Annotated in this window: 18 protein-coding genes; 16 read left to right on the plus strand and 2 right to left on the minus strand. The window is 63.2% G+C overall.

The genetic code is table 11. From position 1 onward, the window contains the following. The first annotated feature begins 19 nt into the window (after nt 1-19). The 7 genes from J3P84_RS08330 (at nt 20) to J3P84_RS08360 (ending at nt 5573) form a co-directional block, all read left to right on the plus strand. On the plus strand, nt 20-1156 hold the full coding sequence (locus J3P84_RS08330) for a protein-glutamate methylesterase/protein-glutamine glutaminase (protein WP_434629256.1): 1137 nt from the start codon (nt 20-22) through the stop codon (nt 1154-1156). After that, nucleotides 1156-1896: a flagellar motor protein gene (locus tag J3P84_RS08335; protein ID WP_434572657.1), complete on the plus strand. Its 741-nt coding sequence runs from the start codon at nt 1156-1158 to the stop codon at nt 1894-1896. The genes J3P84_RS08330 and J3P84_RS08335 overlap by 1 nt, the downstream gene beginning before the upstream one ends. A gap of 15 nt (nt 1897-1911) precedes the next feature. After that, nucleotides 1912-2796, plus strand: coding sequence for a flagellar motor protein MotD (gene motD / locus J3P84_RS08340; protein WP_434572659.1), 885 nt, complete (start codon nt 1912-1914; stop codon nt 2794-2796). 49 nt (nt 2797-2845) lie between these two features. Then, complete coding sequence (locus tag J3P84_RS08345; protein WP_434629259.1) at nt 2846-3637, plus strand: ParA family protein; 792 nt, start codon at nt 2846-2848, stop codon at nt 3635-3637. 96 nt (nt 3638-3733) lie between these two features. Further along, nucleotides 3734-4618, plus strand: coding sequence for a chemotaxis protein CheW (locus J3P84_RS08350; RefSeq protein ID WP_434572663.1), 885 nt, complete (start codon nt 3734-3736; stop codon nt 4616-4618). 72 nt (nt 4619-4690) lie between these two features. After that, a complete protein-coding gene (locus tag J3P84_RS08355) occupies nt 4691-5176 on the plus strand; it encodes a chemotaxis protein CheW (protein WP_003199144.1) in 486 nt (161 codons plus the stop codon). 1 nt (nt 5177) lies between these two features. Next, nucleotides 5178-5573 (plus strand): DUF2802 domain-containing protein, encoded by a 396-nt coding sequence (locus J3P84_RS08360; RefSeq protein WP_434601459.1) that lies wholly within the window; start codon nt 5178-5180, stop codon nt 5571-5573. Between the two features lie 249 nt (nt 5574-5822). Here the strand turns inward: J3P84_RS08360 and J3P84_RS08365 are convergent, their stop codons facing one another. Further along, nucleotides 5823-6152, minus strand: a complete 330-nt coding sequence (locus J3P84_RS08365; protein ID WP_434629261.1) for an EscU/YscU/HrcU family type III secretion system export apparatus switch protein — start codon at nt 6150-6152, stop codon at nt 5823-5825. Then, nucleotides 6149-7720: a flagellar hook-length control protein FliK gene (locus J3P84_RS08370; RefSeq protein ID WP_434629263.1), complete on the minus strand. Its 1572-nt coding sequence runs from the start codon at nt 7718-7720 to the stop codon at nt 6149-6151. The genes J3P84_RS08365 and J3P84_RS08370 overlap by 4 nt, the downstream gene beginning before the upstream one ends. A 198-nt stretch (nt 7721-7918) precedes the next feature. Here J3P84_RS08370 and ccmA point away from each other — a divergent pair, with 198 nt between their 5' ends. From ccmA to ccmI, 9 genes are all read left to right on the plus strand, one after another. Continuing rightward, on the plus strand, nt 7919-8554 hold the full coding sequence (gene ccmA, locus J3P84_RS08375; protein ID WP_434629265.1) for a cytochrome c biogenesis heme-transporting ATPase CcmA: 636 nt from the start codon (nt 7919-7921) through the stop codon (nt 8552-8554). After that, nucleotides 8551-9219, plus strand: a complete 669-nt coding sequence (ccmB, locus tag J3P84_RS08380; protein ID WP_434629267.1) for a heme exporter protein CcmB — start codon at nt 8551-8553, stop codon at nt 9217-9219. The genes ccmA and ccmB overlap by 4 nt, the downstream gene beginning before the upstream one ends. 95 nt (nt 9220-9314) lie before the next feature. Then, a complete protein-coding gene (locus J3P84_RS08385) occupies nt 9315-10070 on the plus strand; it encodes a heme ABC transporter permease (protein WP_434629269.1) in 756 nt (251 codons plus the stop codon). Next, a complete protein-coding gene (gene ccmD / locus J3P84_RS08390; RefSeq protein WP_007939192.1) occupies nt 10067-10243 on the plus strand; it encodes a heme exporter protein CcmD in 177 nt (58 codons plus the stop codon). Before J3P84_RS08385 ends, ccmD begins: the two co-directional genes overlap by 4 nt. Next, a complete protein-coding gene (ccmE, locus tag J3P84_RS08395; RefSeq protein WP_434629271.1) occupies nt 10240-10701 on the plus strand; it encodes a cytochrome c maturation protein CcmE in 462 nt (153 codons plus the stop codon). Before ccmD ends, ccmE begins: the two co-directional genes overlap by 4 nt. Before the next feature lie 3 nt (nt 10702-10704). Further along, nucleotides 10705-12693 (plus strand): heme lyase CcmF/NrfE family subunit, encoded by a 1989-nt coding sequence (locus J3P84_RS08400; protein ID WP_434629272.1) that lies wholly within the window; start codon nt 10705-10707, stop codon nt 12691-12693. Then, nucleotides 12690-13226, plus strand: a complete 537-nt coding sequence (locus J3P84_RS08405; protein ID WP_434629274.1) for a DsbE family thiol:disulfide interchange protein — start codon at nt 12690-12692, stop codon at nt 13224-13226. Before J3P84_RS08400 ends, J3P84_RS08405 begins: the two co-directional genes overlap by 4 nt. Beyond that, complete coding sequence (locus J3P84_RS08410) at nt 13223-13696, plus strand: cytochrome c-type biogenesis protein (RefSeq protein WP_434572677.1); 474 nt, start codon at nt 13223-13225, stop codon at nt 13694-13696. The genes J3P84_RS08405 and J3P84_RS08410 overlap by 4 nt, the downstream gene beginning before the upstream one ends. Next, nucleotides 13689-14891: a c-type cytochrome biogenesis protein CcmI gene (gene ccmI / locus J3P84_RS08415; RefSeq protein ID WP_434629277.1), complete on the plus strand. Its 1203-nt coding sequence runs from the start codon at nt 13689-13691 to the stop codon at nt 14889-14891. Before J3P84_RS08410 ends, ccmI begins: the two co-directional genes overlap by 8 nt. The last annotated feature ends 5 nt before the right edge of the window (nt 14892-14896 follow it).

The raw sequence follows: 14896 nt of genomic DNA on the forward strand, positions 1-14896 counted from the left end.
CTCGTCTAACGGAGTGTTTATGGTAGTTAAAGTCCTGGTGGTGGACGATTCGGGGTTCTTCCGCCGCCGCGTCTCGGAAATTCTTTCGGCGGACACCAGCATCCAGGTCGTCGGTACGGCGACCAACGGCAAAGAGGCGATCGATCAGGCGCTGGCGCTCAAGCCGGACGTGATCACCATGGACTACGAGATGCCGATGATGGATGGCATCACGGCGGTGCGGCATATCATGCAGCGCTGCCCGACCCCTGTATTGATGTTCTCGTCCCTGACCCATGAAGGCGCCCGTGTCACCCTCGATGCGCTGGACGCCGGGGCGGTCGATTTCCTGCCGAAGAATTTCGAAGACATCTCGCGCAACCCGGACAAGGTCCGCCAGTTGCTGTGCGAGAAAGTCCACAGCATTTCCCGCAGCAATCGCCGGGTCAGTGCCTACAGCGCACCGGCGCCCGCGCCGGTTGTTGCGCCGACGTCCGCGCCCGCGTCTTCTTCCTCGTCGAGCAGCTTCAATCCGGCCCCGGTACGCAGTGCTCCGGCACCGGCGCCGGCGCGCTCGGCACCGGCCAGCGCAGCGTCGCCGGCACCCAAGCGCAAGGCCTACAAACTGGTTGCCATCGGTACGTCCACCGGCGGCCCGGTGGCGCTGCAGCGGGTCCTGACCCAACTGCCGGCGAATTTCCCGGCGCCCATCGTGCTGATCCAGCACATGCCTGCGGCGTTCACCAAGGCGTTTGCCGAGCGCCTGGACAAACTCTGCCGCATCAGCGTCAAGGAAGCCGAGGACGGCGACATCCTGCGGCCGGGGCTGGCGCTGTTGGCGCCGGGTGGCAAGCAGATGATGATCGACGGCCGTGGCGCGGTGAAAATCCTGCCAGGTGACGAGCGTCTCAACTACAAGCCTTGCGTGGACATTACCTTCGGTTCCGCGGCGAAGTCCTACGGCGACAAAGTTCTGGCGGTGGTCCTCACCGGCATGGGCGCTGACGGTCGCGAGGGCGCGCGCCTGCTCAAGCAGGGCGGCAGCGCGATCTGGGCCCAGGACGAGGCCAGTTGCGTGATCTATGGCATGCCCATGGCAATCGTCAAGGCCGACCTGGCCGACGCGGTCTACAGCCTGGACGACATGGGTAAACATCTGGTCGAGGCGTGCCTGTAATGGACGTGCTCAGCCTGATCGGCATCATCATGGCGTTCGTCGCCATCATTGGTGGCAATTACCTGGAAGGCGGTCACCTCGGCGCGTTGGCCAATGGCCCGGCCGCGTTGATCGTGATCGGTGGCACCGTAGGCGCTGCGCTGTTGCAGTCGCCGATGAGCGCCTTCAAGCGCGCCATGCAGGTATTGGTGTGGATTCTGTTCCCGCCGCGGGTCGACCTGGCCGGCGGCATCGACCGCGTGGTGAACTGGAGCCTGACCGCCCGCAAGGAAGGCTTGCTGGGGCTGGAAGGGGTGGCCGACGCCGAACCCGACAGCTACTCGCGCAAGGGCCTGCAATTGTTGGTCGACGGCGCCGAGCCGGAAGCGATCCGCAGCATCCTGGAGGTGGATTTCTACACCCAGGAAAGTCGCGACATCGAAGCGGCGAAAGTCTTCGAAAGCATGGGTGGCTATGCGCCGACCATCGGCATCATCGGTGCGGTGATGGGCCTGATCCATGTGATGGGCAACCTGGCCGATCCGTCGCAACTGGGCAGCGGCATCGCCGTGGCCTTCGTCGCGACCATCTATGGTGTGGCGAGCGCCAACCTGGTGCTGCTGCCGATCGCGGCCAAGCTCAAGTCCATTGCCATGCGCCAGTCGCGCTATCGGGAAATGCTCCTGGAAGGCATCCTGTCTATCGCCGAAGGTGAAAACCCGCGCTCCATCGAATTGAAGCTCCAGGGCTTCATGGACTGATGGAGGATATGGAAGATGGCACGTCGCAGACATCGTGAAGAACACGTCAACCATGAACGCTGGCTGGTTTCCTACGCCGACTTCATCACGTTGCTGTTTGCCTTTTTTGTGGTCATGTATTCGATCTCCTCGGTCAACGAGGGCAAGTACAAGGTCATTTCCGAAGCGTTGATTGGCGTTTTCACTGATTCGGACCGTGCTCTCAAGCCGATTCCCATCGGCGACGAACGCCCGAAGACGACGACCCCGGCCAAGCCGTTGGTCAAGGACAGCGAGCAGGTCGATGCTGGCATTGCCGGTGGCAGCGATCCGTTGAAAAGCATTGCCGACGACATCAGCGCGGCGTTCGGCGACCTTATCAGCTCCAACCAGATGACCGTGCGCGGCAATGAGTTGTGGGTCGAGATCGAGCTCAACTCCAGCCTGCTGTTCGGTAGCGGCGACGCGATGCCCAGCGACATGGCATTCAATATCATCGATAAGGTCGCGGCGATCCTGAAACCGTTCGACAACCCGATCCACGTCGAAGGTTTCACCGATGACCAGCCGATCCGCACCGCGCAGTACCCGACCAACTGGGAGCTGTCGTCGGCCCGTTCGGCGAGCATCGTGCGCATGCTTGCCATGCAGGGCGTCAATCCCGGACGCCTGGCCTCGGTGGGGTATGGCGAGTTCCAACCGGTGGCCAACAACGCCACCGCCGAAGGGCGCGCGCGCAACCGGCGGGTAGTGCTCGTGGTGTCGCGTAACCTTGATGTCCGGCGCAGCCTGACCGGTACCGGCACCGCCAATGCAAAACCCGATGCGGCATTGAAGCGGGCTGGCACACAAACTGCACCGACCCCGGTCAAGTCGCCGGAAAGACAGAACGCCGTCAATTCTCCGTCACCGGCTTTATAACCGAGCTATTTCTCGGTCGAACCCGTTTCGACCGGGAGGAACGATCCGAATGAGAGTCTGGGCAGTCGCCAATCAAAAAGGTGGTGTGGGCAAAACCACATCCTCCATCGCTTTAGCCGGTTTGCTGGCCGAGGCGGGCAAGCGCGTGGTCATCGTCGATCTGGACCCCCACGGCTCGATGACCAGCTATTTCGGCTACGATCCCGATAGCCTGGAGCACAGCAACTACGACTTGTTCCTGCACAAGGGCAGCGTGCCCGAGGGCCTGCCGGGCCAGTTGTTGCTGTCTACCAGTGACGAGCGGATTTCCCTGTTGCCATCGAGCACGGCCCTGGCCACCCTGGAGCGCCAGTCGCCCGGGCAGGGCGGCCTGGGCCTGGTGATCGCCAAGAGTCTGGCGCAGCTGTGGCAGGATTTCGATTACGCAATCATCGACAGCCCACCATTGCTCGGGCTACTGATGGTCAATGCCCTGGCCGCGAGCCAGCAACTGGTGATTCCGGTGCAGACCGAACACCTGGCTGTCAAAGGCCTGGAGCGCATGGTCAACACCCTGGCGATGGTCAACCGCTCGCGCAAGCAATCCCTGGCGTTCAACATCGTGCCGACCCTGTTCGACCGTCGCACCCAGGCGTCCCTCGGTACCCTGCGCGTGTTGCGCGATATGTACCCCGAGGACATCTGGCAAGGTTATATCCCGGTCGATACGCGTCTGCGAGACGCCAGCCGCGCCGGCGTGACCCCTTCGCAATTCGATGGCAAAAGCCGTGGCATCCTGGCCTATCGCGCGCTTCTCAAACATTTGCTGGCCCAGCAGCTCGTTCCGCAGCAGGTGGCTTGAAGTGACGAAGTTTTCCACAGCCGTTGTGCTTGCTTGCGGGCGCTCAAGTCCTGACGTATCCATGCCGATAACCTTTTCAAGTGGCGCACAGTTCTCATGAACCGCCCGATCAAGACAACCTCGCGTCCGCAACTGGCCTTGCAGTCCTACCTGGACGGGCTCTTGCAGGAAGCGACCGAAGAATTGCCAGCGCCGCCGAGCGCGGCCGAGGCGTTGCCCGAGCCCGTCGTCGAAGCCGAAGCTGAAGCTGTACTGGACGAGTTCCAGGCGGCCGTGCTCGAAGAGCAGGCTCGTGATGCACGGATTTCCATGACTGCCGCAGCGGTCGAGGCGCCGCTCGTCAAGCCGAAGGTGGCCGTGATGGAAGCGCCCGCGCCGATCCTGGCGCCGGTCTCGACCGTTGCACCGTTGTTGCAGGGCCTGGTGACGCCGGTAGTGGAAATCCACTTGCCGCCGCCGAGCAACACACCGCCGCCGGTGCAGGGCGACGACCGTCCGGCCTGGGCCGCCGAGCCGTTCGAGTGTCTGTTGTTCGATGTGGCCGGGTTGACCCTGGCGGTGCCGCTGGTGTGCCTGGGATCGATTTATTCCCTGGCGGGGCAGGAATTGACGCCGTTGTTCGGCCAGCCGGAATGGTTCCTCGGGATCCTGCCGAGCCAGGCCGGCAACCTGAAGGTGCTGGACACCGCGCGCTGGGTCATGCCGGACCGTTATCGCGATGATTTTCGCCAGGGCCTGCAATACGTGATTTCAGTGCAAGGCTACGAGTGGGGATTGGCGGTGCATCAGGTCAGCCGTTCGCTGCGCCTGGACCCGAACGAAATCAAATGGCGAAGCCATCGAGGACAACGGCCATGGCTGGCCGGTACGGTGATCGAACACATGTGCGCCTTGCTGGACGTTTCCGAACTGGCGGAGCTGATCGCCAGCGGCGGGGCAAAACACCTGGGCGGCAGCAAGCCGGTCCAGAAACCGAAATAAGACAACCGGGGGCGCAGGGCGCCGCCGGACAGAACACACACCGCCACAGGCGGTTTTTCGAGGGGTCAGGGTATGAATGATAAGGCGTCGTCTCAAAAGGGTTCTGAAGATCCGATTCTGCAGTGGGTGACCTTCAAGCTCGATAACGAAACCTACGGCATCAACGTGATGCGCGTTCAGGAAGTGCTGCGCTACACCGAGATCGCCCCGGTTCCAGGTGCGCCAAGCTATGTGCTGGGGATCATCAACCTGCGTGGCAACGTGGTCACCGTGATCGATACTCGTCAACGCTTCGGCCTGATGAACGCCGAGATCAGCGACAACACCCGGATCGTCATCATCGAAGCCGACAAGCAAGTGGTTGGCATCATGGTCGACAGCGTCGCCGAAGTGGTTTACCTGCGTCAGTCGGAAATCGAAACCGCGCCGAACGTCGGTAACGAAGAGTCCGCCAAGTTCATTCAGGGCGTGTGCAACAAGAACAACGAGTTGCTGATCCTGGTTGAACTGGACAAGATGATGAGCGAAGAAGAGTGGTCGGAACTGGAGAGTATCTGATTTGATTCTTGAGGTAGCAGTCATTGTCCTGTTCCTTTTCTGGGCAGGCACGCTGGCAATGTTCGTGTCCTATATACGCGGCCAGCGGCAGATCGCCGCTCAGCAGGCCCAGGGCGATGCGCTGCGCGATCAGCGCATCCGCGACCTGGCCAAGCGCGTCGACGACTATCAGAACGGCACCGTGCGCATGGGCGAAGCGCTCCATGAGCTGCGTGCCGTGGTCGGGCCATTGCCGGACAAACTGGCGCAGCTGGAACAGCGCGACCCCTCCAGCCTGTCCTTCGCCCAGGCCGCCCGCCTGGTCGGCATGGGCGCCAGCGTCGACGAACTGACCCAGGCGTGTGGTCTGACCCAGGCCGAAGCGGAATTGATGAGCAAGTTGCACAAGGGCGGCTGAAGCTATTTCTCCCCCTGAACCCTGTGGGAGCGAGCCTGCTCGCGAAAGCGGCGTGACAGTCAATAAAGATGTTGACTGACCCGACGCCTTCGCGAGCAAGCTCGCTCCCACAGGTTTTTCTGGCGTTCAGAAATAGTCATTCCTACCCAGGCCTGTGGCGAGGGGATTTATCCCCGCTGGGTTGCGCAGCGACCCCGCTTTTTAGCGGCTGCTGCGCACCCGAGCGGGGATAAATCCCCTCGCCACAAATCAGTAATCATCCCCGCGGTCCGTCACGTCCTTTTCGACGTCCGGCGCGTGGGGGTCGAAGCCTTGGGGGAATTTGCCCTTCAGGTTCCAGGCAAAGGCAATGATCTCGGCGATCGTGCGGTACAGCTCCTCTGGGATGCTGTCGCCCAACTCCAGCCGCGCCAGCAATTTCACCAATTCGGCGTTTTCATAGATCGGCACTTCGCTTTCCCGGGCGATGCGCAGGATTTCCTCGGCCAGGGCTTCGTCGCCCTTGGCGGTGAGGGTGGGGGCGTGGTGGCCGTCGTACTTGAGTGCGATGGCCTGGCGGGGTTCGGTATGGGTTGTCATGCGGTTTCGTCCACCCAGCGTTGATCCAGTCGGGTCTTTGGCCCCTGGGGCGGGGTGCCGAGGTGGCAATCCAGGTCGCCGACGTTCAGCCCGCATGTCACCAGACGCTCACGCAGGGCGGTCAGGTTGCTTTCGATCAGGCTTGCGGTGTACGGCCTTTGCGCCCACAGCTGGCTGGAAAGGCTGCCGCCGAGCAACTGGGCCTGAATCTGCAACGGGCCCAGCGGCTCCATGTCGAACGCCAGCTCGACCCTCCACAATTGCTGTTTCGCTTCGCGTGGTTCGCGGCGCTCGTCCGGCTGCTCCCGGGCAGGGGTTTCCTCGCGTTGGAACTTGACCTGCAATGGCACGATGTCCTGCAGGTTGCGCATCGGAATTTCCAACTGCCAGGTGCTCATCAGTCGGCCATCGTCGGTCAGCCCGGTCTGCTCCAGGCTCGACAACTGATGGCTTTGCAGGCGCGAGACAGCGGCTGCGGCCAGACGCAACAGGTGCTCCAGATCGCCTTCTTCGTCCTGGCCTTTGAGCAGGCGCGAGGGCAGCGGAAAACTCGTGGGCTGCGGCTTGGCGCTGACCTGGCCAAGCATCCCCAAGGCACTGCGCACGAAGTTGGGCAGAGCCTGGGCCAGGGTGTTGGCGGCGATGATGGCGCTGAGATTGGTGGACGCGGGCAGGGCCGGTGTCAGTTGGGCGATCAGTTTCAGCAGGTCGCCTTTCATGTCCGGGGCGAGGCTCGGCGGCTGCCCGGCGAGGAGTTTGCTCTCCAGGAACATGCCGCTGGCGACCATGGCCTGGGCCAGGCCCTTGGGTGTGCTCAGTTGCTGGACGTCTGGCAGACCGGCCAACAGGCGCGTTACCGCCGCGCGCAGCTCGGAGCCGGCGTCTTCGCTGGCGGGAAGGTTTTGCAGGGCGGTGAGCAAGCTGTCCAGCGAACCCTGGCGGCTCACCTGCGTAACCAGCTGCTGGCTGACCGCCAATTGTTCCTGGCGGTTGCTCAGGGGGACGAACTTCAAGGTCTGCACATCCTGCACCTGAGCGCTCAACAACGTGCCGATGCGCAGGGGCTGGGGGCTGTCGATGTCCAGGGTACTGCCGGCCTGGACGGTGTTGAGCAAACTCACCAGCGAGCGATATACCGCCGCTTGCCCTGGCAACTGCGGCAGCACCTGGCTGGTCAGCACCTTGCCTTGCAGCAACGTGCCCACCGGCAGCTGCGCGGTGTCGATGCGCGTCAAGGTGGCGACGCTGGAGGCGACGGCCTGTTGCACGGCAATCGCCAGGTTGCTGGCGGACGGCTGGGTCACGGCCAGGCTGGTGCCTTGCGGCAACGGCTGGGCGCTGGTGGCCTGCACCGTGGCCTGCCGGCCGCTTTCCAGGGTCAGCTTGAGCAACAGCTGGAAGGCCTGGTCCGCCTGCTTGAGTGACAACACCTCGGCCTTGGCTGTCTGGCCCGGGCCGATCAGCCCCTCGGCCGGCGCCAGCAACTTCAGCAGCTCGCCAGTCACTGCCGGCATACGTGTCGTTGCCGTGGGCTGGGGCAGCGGCGGGATGTTCATGTCGCCTGTCATCTGCGGTCTTACCTTGGGGAAATCAGCGCTCTTTGGAGCGAGGCTTCACATGTATAATGCCGCCCGCCTTCCAGAGAGCGGCGAAAATCTTGCATTTGTTTGACGCAGCTCTGTGGAACGGGCCGTCAATGCATCTATGCTGCATCACTTTAACGGCCGCTGCACTGCCGACTTGAACCGTATAAGGCCCGCGATCCCTTGACCAGTCCTCTCTTGCAAACCATCGGCCTCGCCTGCGAGCGAGACCTGCGGCTGCTTTTCGAAAATCTCGAATTGAGACTCTCGCGTGGCGATATGGTGCAAGTCAGTGGCCCCAACGGCAGCGGCAAGACCAGCCTGTTGCGCCTGCTGGCCGGGTTGATGCAACCCACCGCAGGCCAGGTGCTGCTCAACGGCCAGCCCCTCGACAGCCAGCGCAGCGAACTGGCCCGCAACCTGCTCTGGATCGGCCATGCCGCCGGTATCAAGGACCTGCTGACGCCGGAAGAAAACCTCAGCTGGCTGTGCGCCTTGCACCGGCCGGCCGGTCGCGAGGCGATCTGGCAGGCCCTGGCGGCGGTAGGTCTGAAGGGTTTCGAGGATGTGCCCAGCCACACACTGTCGGCCGGCCAGCAGCGCCGCGTGGCCCTGGCCCGGTTGTACCTGGACAGCCCGCCGCTGTGGATTCTCGACGAACCCTTCACCGCACTGGACAAGCAGGGCGTCGCCCAGCTCGAAGAACACCTGGCCCGGCATTGCGAGAGCGGCGGCATGGTGTTGTTGACGACCCATCACACGTTGACCCGGATGCCCGCCGGCTATCGCAGCATTGACCTGGGGAACTGGGCGGTATGAGCGTCTTTGGCCTGTTGCTTGCCCGTGAAGCACGCCTGCTATGTCGGCGTCCGGCTGAACTGGCCAATCCGCTGGTGTTTTTTGCGATCGTCATCGCGCTGTTCCCTCTGGCGGTCGGTCCGGAGACTCAATTGTTGCAAACCTTGTCGCCAGGGCTGGTCTGGGTGGCCGCGCTTTTGTCGGTCCTGCTCTCGCTGGACGGGCTTTTCCGCAGTGATTTCGAAGACGGTTCCCTGGAACAGTGGGTCCTTTCGTCGCACCCCCTGGCCCTTCTGGTTTTGGCCAAGGTACTGGCACACTGGGTTTTTTCCGGCCTGGCGCTGGTGCTGCTCTCGCCGCTGCTTGCGATGATGCTGGGCTTGCCCGCCGCGTGCATGCCGGTGCTGCTGCTGTCACTGTTGCTCGGCACGCCGGTGCTGAGCCTGCTCGGCGCGGTGGGTGCGGCGCTGACGGTAGGGCTCAAGCGTGGCGGCTTGTTGCTGGCGCTGCTGATCCTGCCGCTGTACATCCCGGTACTGATCCTCGGCAGTGGCGCCTTGCAAGCGGCGCTGCAAGGCCTGCCGGCAACCGGTTATCTGCTGTGGCTTGGGAGCCTGAGCGCCCTGGCGATAACCCTGACACCCTTTGCAATAGCCGCTGGCCTGAAGATCAGCGTCGGCGAATAATAATGCGGCCTGGTCAGGAATTGACCACTTCCACTGGAAGCGAAGGCTGACCTGGCGGCTCGTGAAGACGAGCCGCAACCGTGATGGAAACTGCAATGAACTGGACCTGGTTTCATAAGCTCGGCTCACCCAAGTGGTTCTACGGCATCAGCGGCAAGATGCTGCCCTGGTTGAGTATCGCCGCCCTGTTGCTGATCGGCATCGGCCTGGCCTGGGGCCTGGCTTTCGCGCCGCCGGACTACCAGCAGGGCAACAGCTTTCGCATTATCTATATCCATGTTCCGGCGGCGATGCTCGCCCAGTCGGTCTACGTGATGCTGGCAATCTGCGGTGTGGTCGGGCTGGTGTGGAAGATGAAGCTGGCCGACGTCGCGCTGCAATGCGCAGCGCCCATCGGTGCCTGGATGACCGCCGTGGCGCTGGTCACCGGGGCAATCTGGGGCAAGCCGACCTGGGGTTCATGGTGGGTCTGGGATGCACGACTGACGTCGATGCTGATCCTGCTGTTCCTGTACTTCGGTCTTATTGCGCTGGGCAACGCCATCAGCAATCGTGACAGCGCGGCCAAGGCCTGCGCGGTGCTGGCGATTGTCGGCGTGATCAACATCCCGATCATCAAGTACTCGGTGGAATGGTGGAACACCCTGCATCAGGGCGCGACCTTCACCCTCACCGAAAAACCGGCGATGCCGGTCGAGATGTGGCTGCCGCTGCTGCTGACCGTGCTGGGTTTCTACTGCTTCTTCGGCGCGGTGTTGCTGCTGCGCATGCGCCTCGAAGTACTCAAGCGCGAAGCCCGCGCCAGTTGGGTGAAAGCCGAAGTACAGAACAGCCTGGAGGCCGCTCGATGAGTTTTGCGTCATTCGGCGACTTCCTCGCCATGGGCCATCACGGCCTGTATGTCTGGTCAGCCTATGGCATCTGCCTGGCGGTGCTGGCCCTCAACGTGGCGGCGCCGATCCTGGCCCGCAAGCGGTATCTGCAACAAGAGGCGCGTCGTCTGCGTCGGGAGAACGGTCAGTGAATCCGCTGCGCAAAAAACGTCTTGTCATCATCCTGGCGATTCTGGTCGGCGTCGGTGCGGCGGTCGGCCTCGCCCTCAGCGCCTTGCAACAGAACATCAACCTGTTCTACACCCCGACCCAGATCGCCAATGGCGAAGCGCCCAAGGGTACGCGCATCCGCGCTGGCGGCATGGTGGAGCAGGGCTCGCTGGCGCGTTCCGGTGATTCGCTGGACGTGAAGTTCAACGTCACCGACTTCAACAAGACCGTGACCATCAGCTATCGCGGGATCCTCCCGGACCTGTTCCGCGAAGGGCAGGGCATCGTTGCCCTGGGCAAACTCAACGCCGACGGCGTGGTGGTGGCCGACGAGGTACTGGCCAAGCACGATGAGAAATACATGCCGCCGGAAGTGACCAAGGCCCTGAAAGACAGCGGCCAGTCGGCGCCCGCTCCCGCTCCCGTGAAGGAGGGTTGATCGATGAATGCCGGTCTGTTTATTCCTGAGCTGGGCCATCTGGCGATGATCCTGGCCCTGTGTTTTTCCCTGGTCCAGGCGGTTGTGCCGTTGCTCGGTGCCTGGCGTGGCGACCGCTTGTGGATGAGCCTCGCCCAGCCGGCGGCATGGGGGCAGTTTGCATTCATGCTGTTCGCGTTCGGCTGCCTGACCTACGCGTTCATGGCCGACGATTTTTCCGTGGCCTATGTCGCCAGCAACTCCAACAGCGCCTTGCCCTGGTACTACAAGTTCAGCGCGGTGTGGGGTGCCCACGAAGGTTCGTTGCTGCTCTGGGCGTTGATTCTTGCCGGCTGGACCTTCGCGGTGTCAGTGTTCTCCCGACAGTTGCCGCAAGTGATGCTGGCCCGGGTGCTGGCGGTGATGGGCATGATCAGCATCGGTTTCCTGCTGTTCCTCATCCTCACGTCAAACCCGTTCGAGCGCATCCTGCCGCAAGTGCCGATGGACGGCCGCGACCTCAACCCGTTGCTTCAGGACATCGGTCTGATCGTCCATCCGCCGATGCTCTACATGGGCTACGTCGGCTTTTCCGTGGCCTTCGCGTTCGCCATCGCCGCTTTGCTCGGTGGTCGCCTCGACGCCGCGTGGGCGCGCTGGTCGCGGCCATGGACCATTGTCGCCTGGGCCTTCCTCGGGATCGGCATCACACTCGGGTCGTGGTGGGCCTATTACGAACTCGGCTGGGGCGGCTGGTGGTTCTGGGACCCGGTGGAGAACGCCTCCTTCATGCCATGGCTGGTCGGCACGGCGCTGATCCACTCCCTGGCCGTCACCGAAAAACGCGGTGTGTTCAAGAGCTGGACCGTGCTGCTGGCGATCGCGGCGTTCTCGCTGAGCCTGCTCGGGACCTTCCTGGTGCGCTCCGGCGTGCTGACCTCGGTGCATGCCTTCGCCTCGGACCCCGAGCGTGGCGTATTCATCCTGATGTTCCTGCTGTTCGTGGTCGGCGGTTCGCTGACGCTGTTCGCCCTGCGTGCACCCGTGGTGAAAAGCCAGGTCGGCTTCAACCTCTGGTCCCGGGAAACCCTGTTGCTGGGCAATAACCTGGTGCTGGTGGTGGCGGCGTCGATGATCCTCCTCGGGACGTTGTATCCGCTGGTGCTCGATGCGTTGTCCGGCGCCAAGCTGTCGGTCGGCCCGCCATATTTCAACGCACTGTTCATTCCGTTGATGGCGATCCTGATGGTGGTGATGGCGATCGGTATGCTGGTGCGCTGGAAGGACACGCCGGTCAAATGGCTGCTGGGCATGCTCACGCCGGTGCTGCTCGGCACCGCCGCCCTGGCCGTGGTGGCGGGCATCGCTTATGGCGATTTCAACTGGGCGGTGCTGGCGACATTCGTGCTGGCGGCGTGGGTATTGCTGGCGGGCGTGCGGGATATTTTCGACAAGACCCGCCATAAAGGCCTTTTCAAAGGTCTGCCGACCCTGACCCGCAGTTACTGGGGCATGCAGCTCGCCCACCTGGGGATCGCCGTCTGCGCCCTCGGTGTGGTGCTGTCCAGCCAGAACAGCGCCGAACGCGACCTGCGCCTGGCACCGGGCGAGTCCATGGACCTGGGCGGTTATCAGTTCGTTTTCGAGGGCGCCAGGCATTTCGAAGGTCCGAACTTCACGTCCGACAAGGGCACCGTGCGGGTCATTCGCGACGGCCAGGAGATCACCGTGCTGCACCCGGAAAAACGCCTCTACACCGTACAGAACTCGGTGATGACCGAAGCCGGGATCGACGCCGGGTTCACCCGCGACCTCTACGTGGCGCTGGGCGAACCCCTCGGTGATGGCGCCTGGGCGGTACGCGTCCACGTCAAGCCGTTCGTACGCTGGATCTGGTTCGGTGGCCTGCTCACCGGCCTGGGCGGCGTATTGGCTGCGCTGGATCGACGCTATCGGGTCAAAGTGAAAACCCGGGTGCGCGAAGCCCTGGGCGTGACGGGAGCCACTGCATGAAACGTTGGTTGATGGTGTTGCCGCTGGCGCTGTTTCTGGTGATGGCGGTGTTCTTGTACCGCGGGCTTTACCTGAACCCGTCCGAATTGCCCTCGGCGATGATCGGCAAACCGTTTCCGGAGTTCTCCCTGCCATCGGTACAAGGCGACAAGACGCTGACTCGCGCCGACCTGCTGGGCAAGCCGGCGCTGGTCAACGTGTGGGGCACCTGGTGCATTTCCTGCCGGGTCGAACATCCGGTGCTGAACAAACTGGCCCAGAACGGCGTGGTGATCTACGGCGTCAACTACAAGGACGTCAATGCCGATGCCTTGAAGTGGCTTGCCGAGTTCCACAACCCGTATCAACTGGACATCCGTGATGAGGAGGGCACCCTCGGCCTGAACCTGGGCGTCTACGGTGCGCCGGAAACCTTCTTTATCGACGCCAAGGGCATCATCCGGGACAAGTTCATCGGGGTGGTCGACGAGCAGGTCTGGCGCGAGAAGCTGGCCGGCAAATATCAGGCACTGGTGGACGAGGCCAAGCCATGAGGCGCTGGTTAGCGGCTGCCGTCCTCGGCTTGAGCCTGGCGGGTGTGGCCCACGCCGCCATCGACACTTACGAATTTGCCAACGATGCCGAGCGCGAGCGGTTTCGCGAACTGACCAAGGAACTGCGCTGCCCCAAATGTCAGAACCAGGACATCGCCGACTCCAACGCGCCGATTGCCGCCGACCTGCGCAAGGAGATCTTCCGCATGCTCGGCGAGGGCAAGGACAACCAGCAGATCATCGACTTCATGGTTGATCGCTACGGTGAGTTCGTGCGCTACAACCCGGCGCTGTCTTCCAAGACCGCGCTGCTCTGGTTCGGCCCCGCCGGGCTGCTGCTCGGTGGTTTCGTCGTCATCGCGGTGATCGTGCGTCGCCGCCGGGTCCAGCGCACTGCCGCCCCGGACACGCTTTCTGTCGAAGAGCGCCAGCGCCTCGACCAACTGTTGGATAAAACCAAGCATGATTGATTTCTGGCTCGCCGCAGGTCTGCTTCTCCTGGTTGCCCTGAGTTTTCTGTTGATCCCCGTGTTGCGTGGCCGCCGCGCCCAATTGGAAGAAGACCGTACTGCGCTGAACGTGGCGCTGTACCAGGAGCGCGTCGCCGAACTGCAGGCCGAGCGGGAGGAGGGCGTGCTCAACGCCGCGCAACTGGACACCGGTCGCGCCGAGGCCGCCCGTGAATTGCTCGCCGACACCGAGGGCGCCGAGGCGCCGCGCGAATCGCGACTGGGCAAGCCGTTGCCGCTGCTCGCGGCGGTATTGGTGCCGGTATTGGGCCTGGCGCTGTACCTGCATTTCGGCGCAAGCGACAAGGTCGAGCTGACCCGTGAATTCGCTCAGGCGCCCAAGTCCATGGAAGAAATGACTTTGCGCCTGGAGCGCGCGGTGGCGGCACAACCGGATTCCGCCGAAGGTTTGTATTTCCTCGGGCGGACCTACATGGCGCAGGATCGGCCGGCGGATGCGGCAAAGATCTTCGAGCGCACCGTGGCACTGGCCGGCCGCCAGCCCGAGCTGCTCGGACAGTGGGCCCAGGCGCAGTATTTTGCCGACGGCAAGAAATGGTCGGACAAGGTCCAGGCCCTCACCGACGAGGCGCTGAAGCTCGATCCGAAGGAGGTCACCAGCCTCGGCCTGTTGGGCATCGCCGCGTTCGAAGGCGAGCGCTATCAGGAGGCGATCGATTACTGGGGCCGCCTGCTGGCGCAGTTGCCCGAAGGCGACAAGTCGCGGGAGGCGTTGCAGGGGGGCATCACTCGCGCCACCGAGAAGCTGCAAGCCAATGGCGGCAAGGTTGCCCAAGCGCCGGTCGCCAAGCCTGCGGCGCTGCTCAAGGTCCGTGTCGAGCTCGATCCGGCCCTCAAAGCCAAGGTGCAGCCGGGCGACAGCGTGTTCATTTTCGCGCGCGCCGTGTCGGGCCCGCCCGCGCCGTTGGCGGCCAGGCGCCTGACCGTCGCCGACCTGCCGGCCAGCGTCGAGCTGGGTGACGCTGATGCGATGATGCCGCAGCTGAAACTGTCGAACTTCCCTGAAGTCCAACTGGTGGCGCGCATCTCCCGAGCCGGCCAACCCACCGCCGGCGAGTGGATCGGTCGCAGCCAGCCCCTGGCGAGCAGCACCACGGCGCTACAACAATTGATTATCGACAGTCCGGACCAATGACAGGA

Source organism: Pseudomonas sp. Z1-29, from assembly GCF_051131995.1.
Lineage (GTDB): Bacteria > Pseudomonadota > Gammaproteobacteria > Pseudomonadales > Pseudomonadaceae > Aquipseudomonas.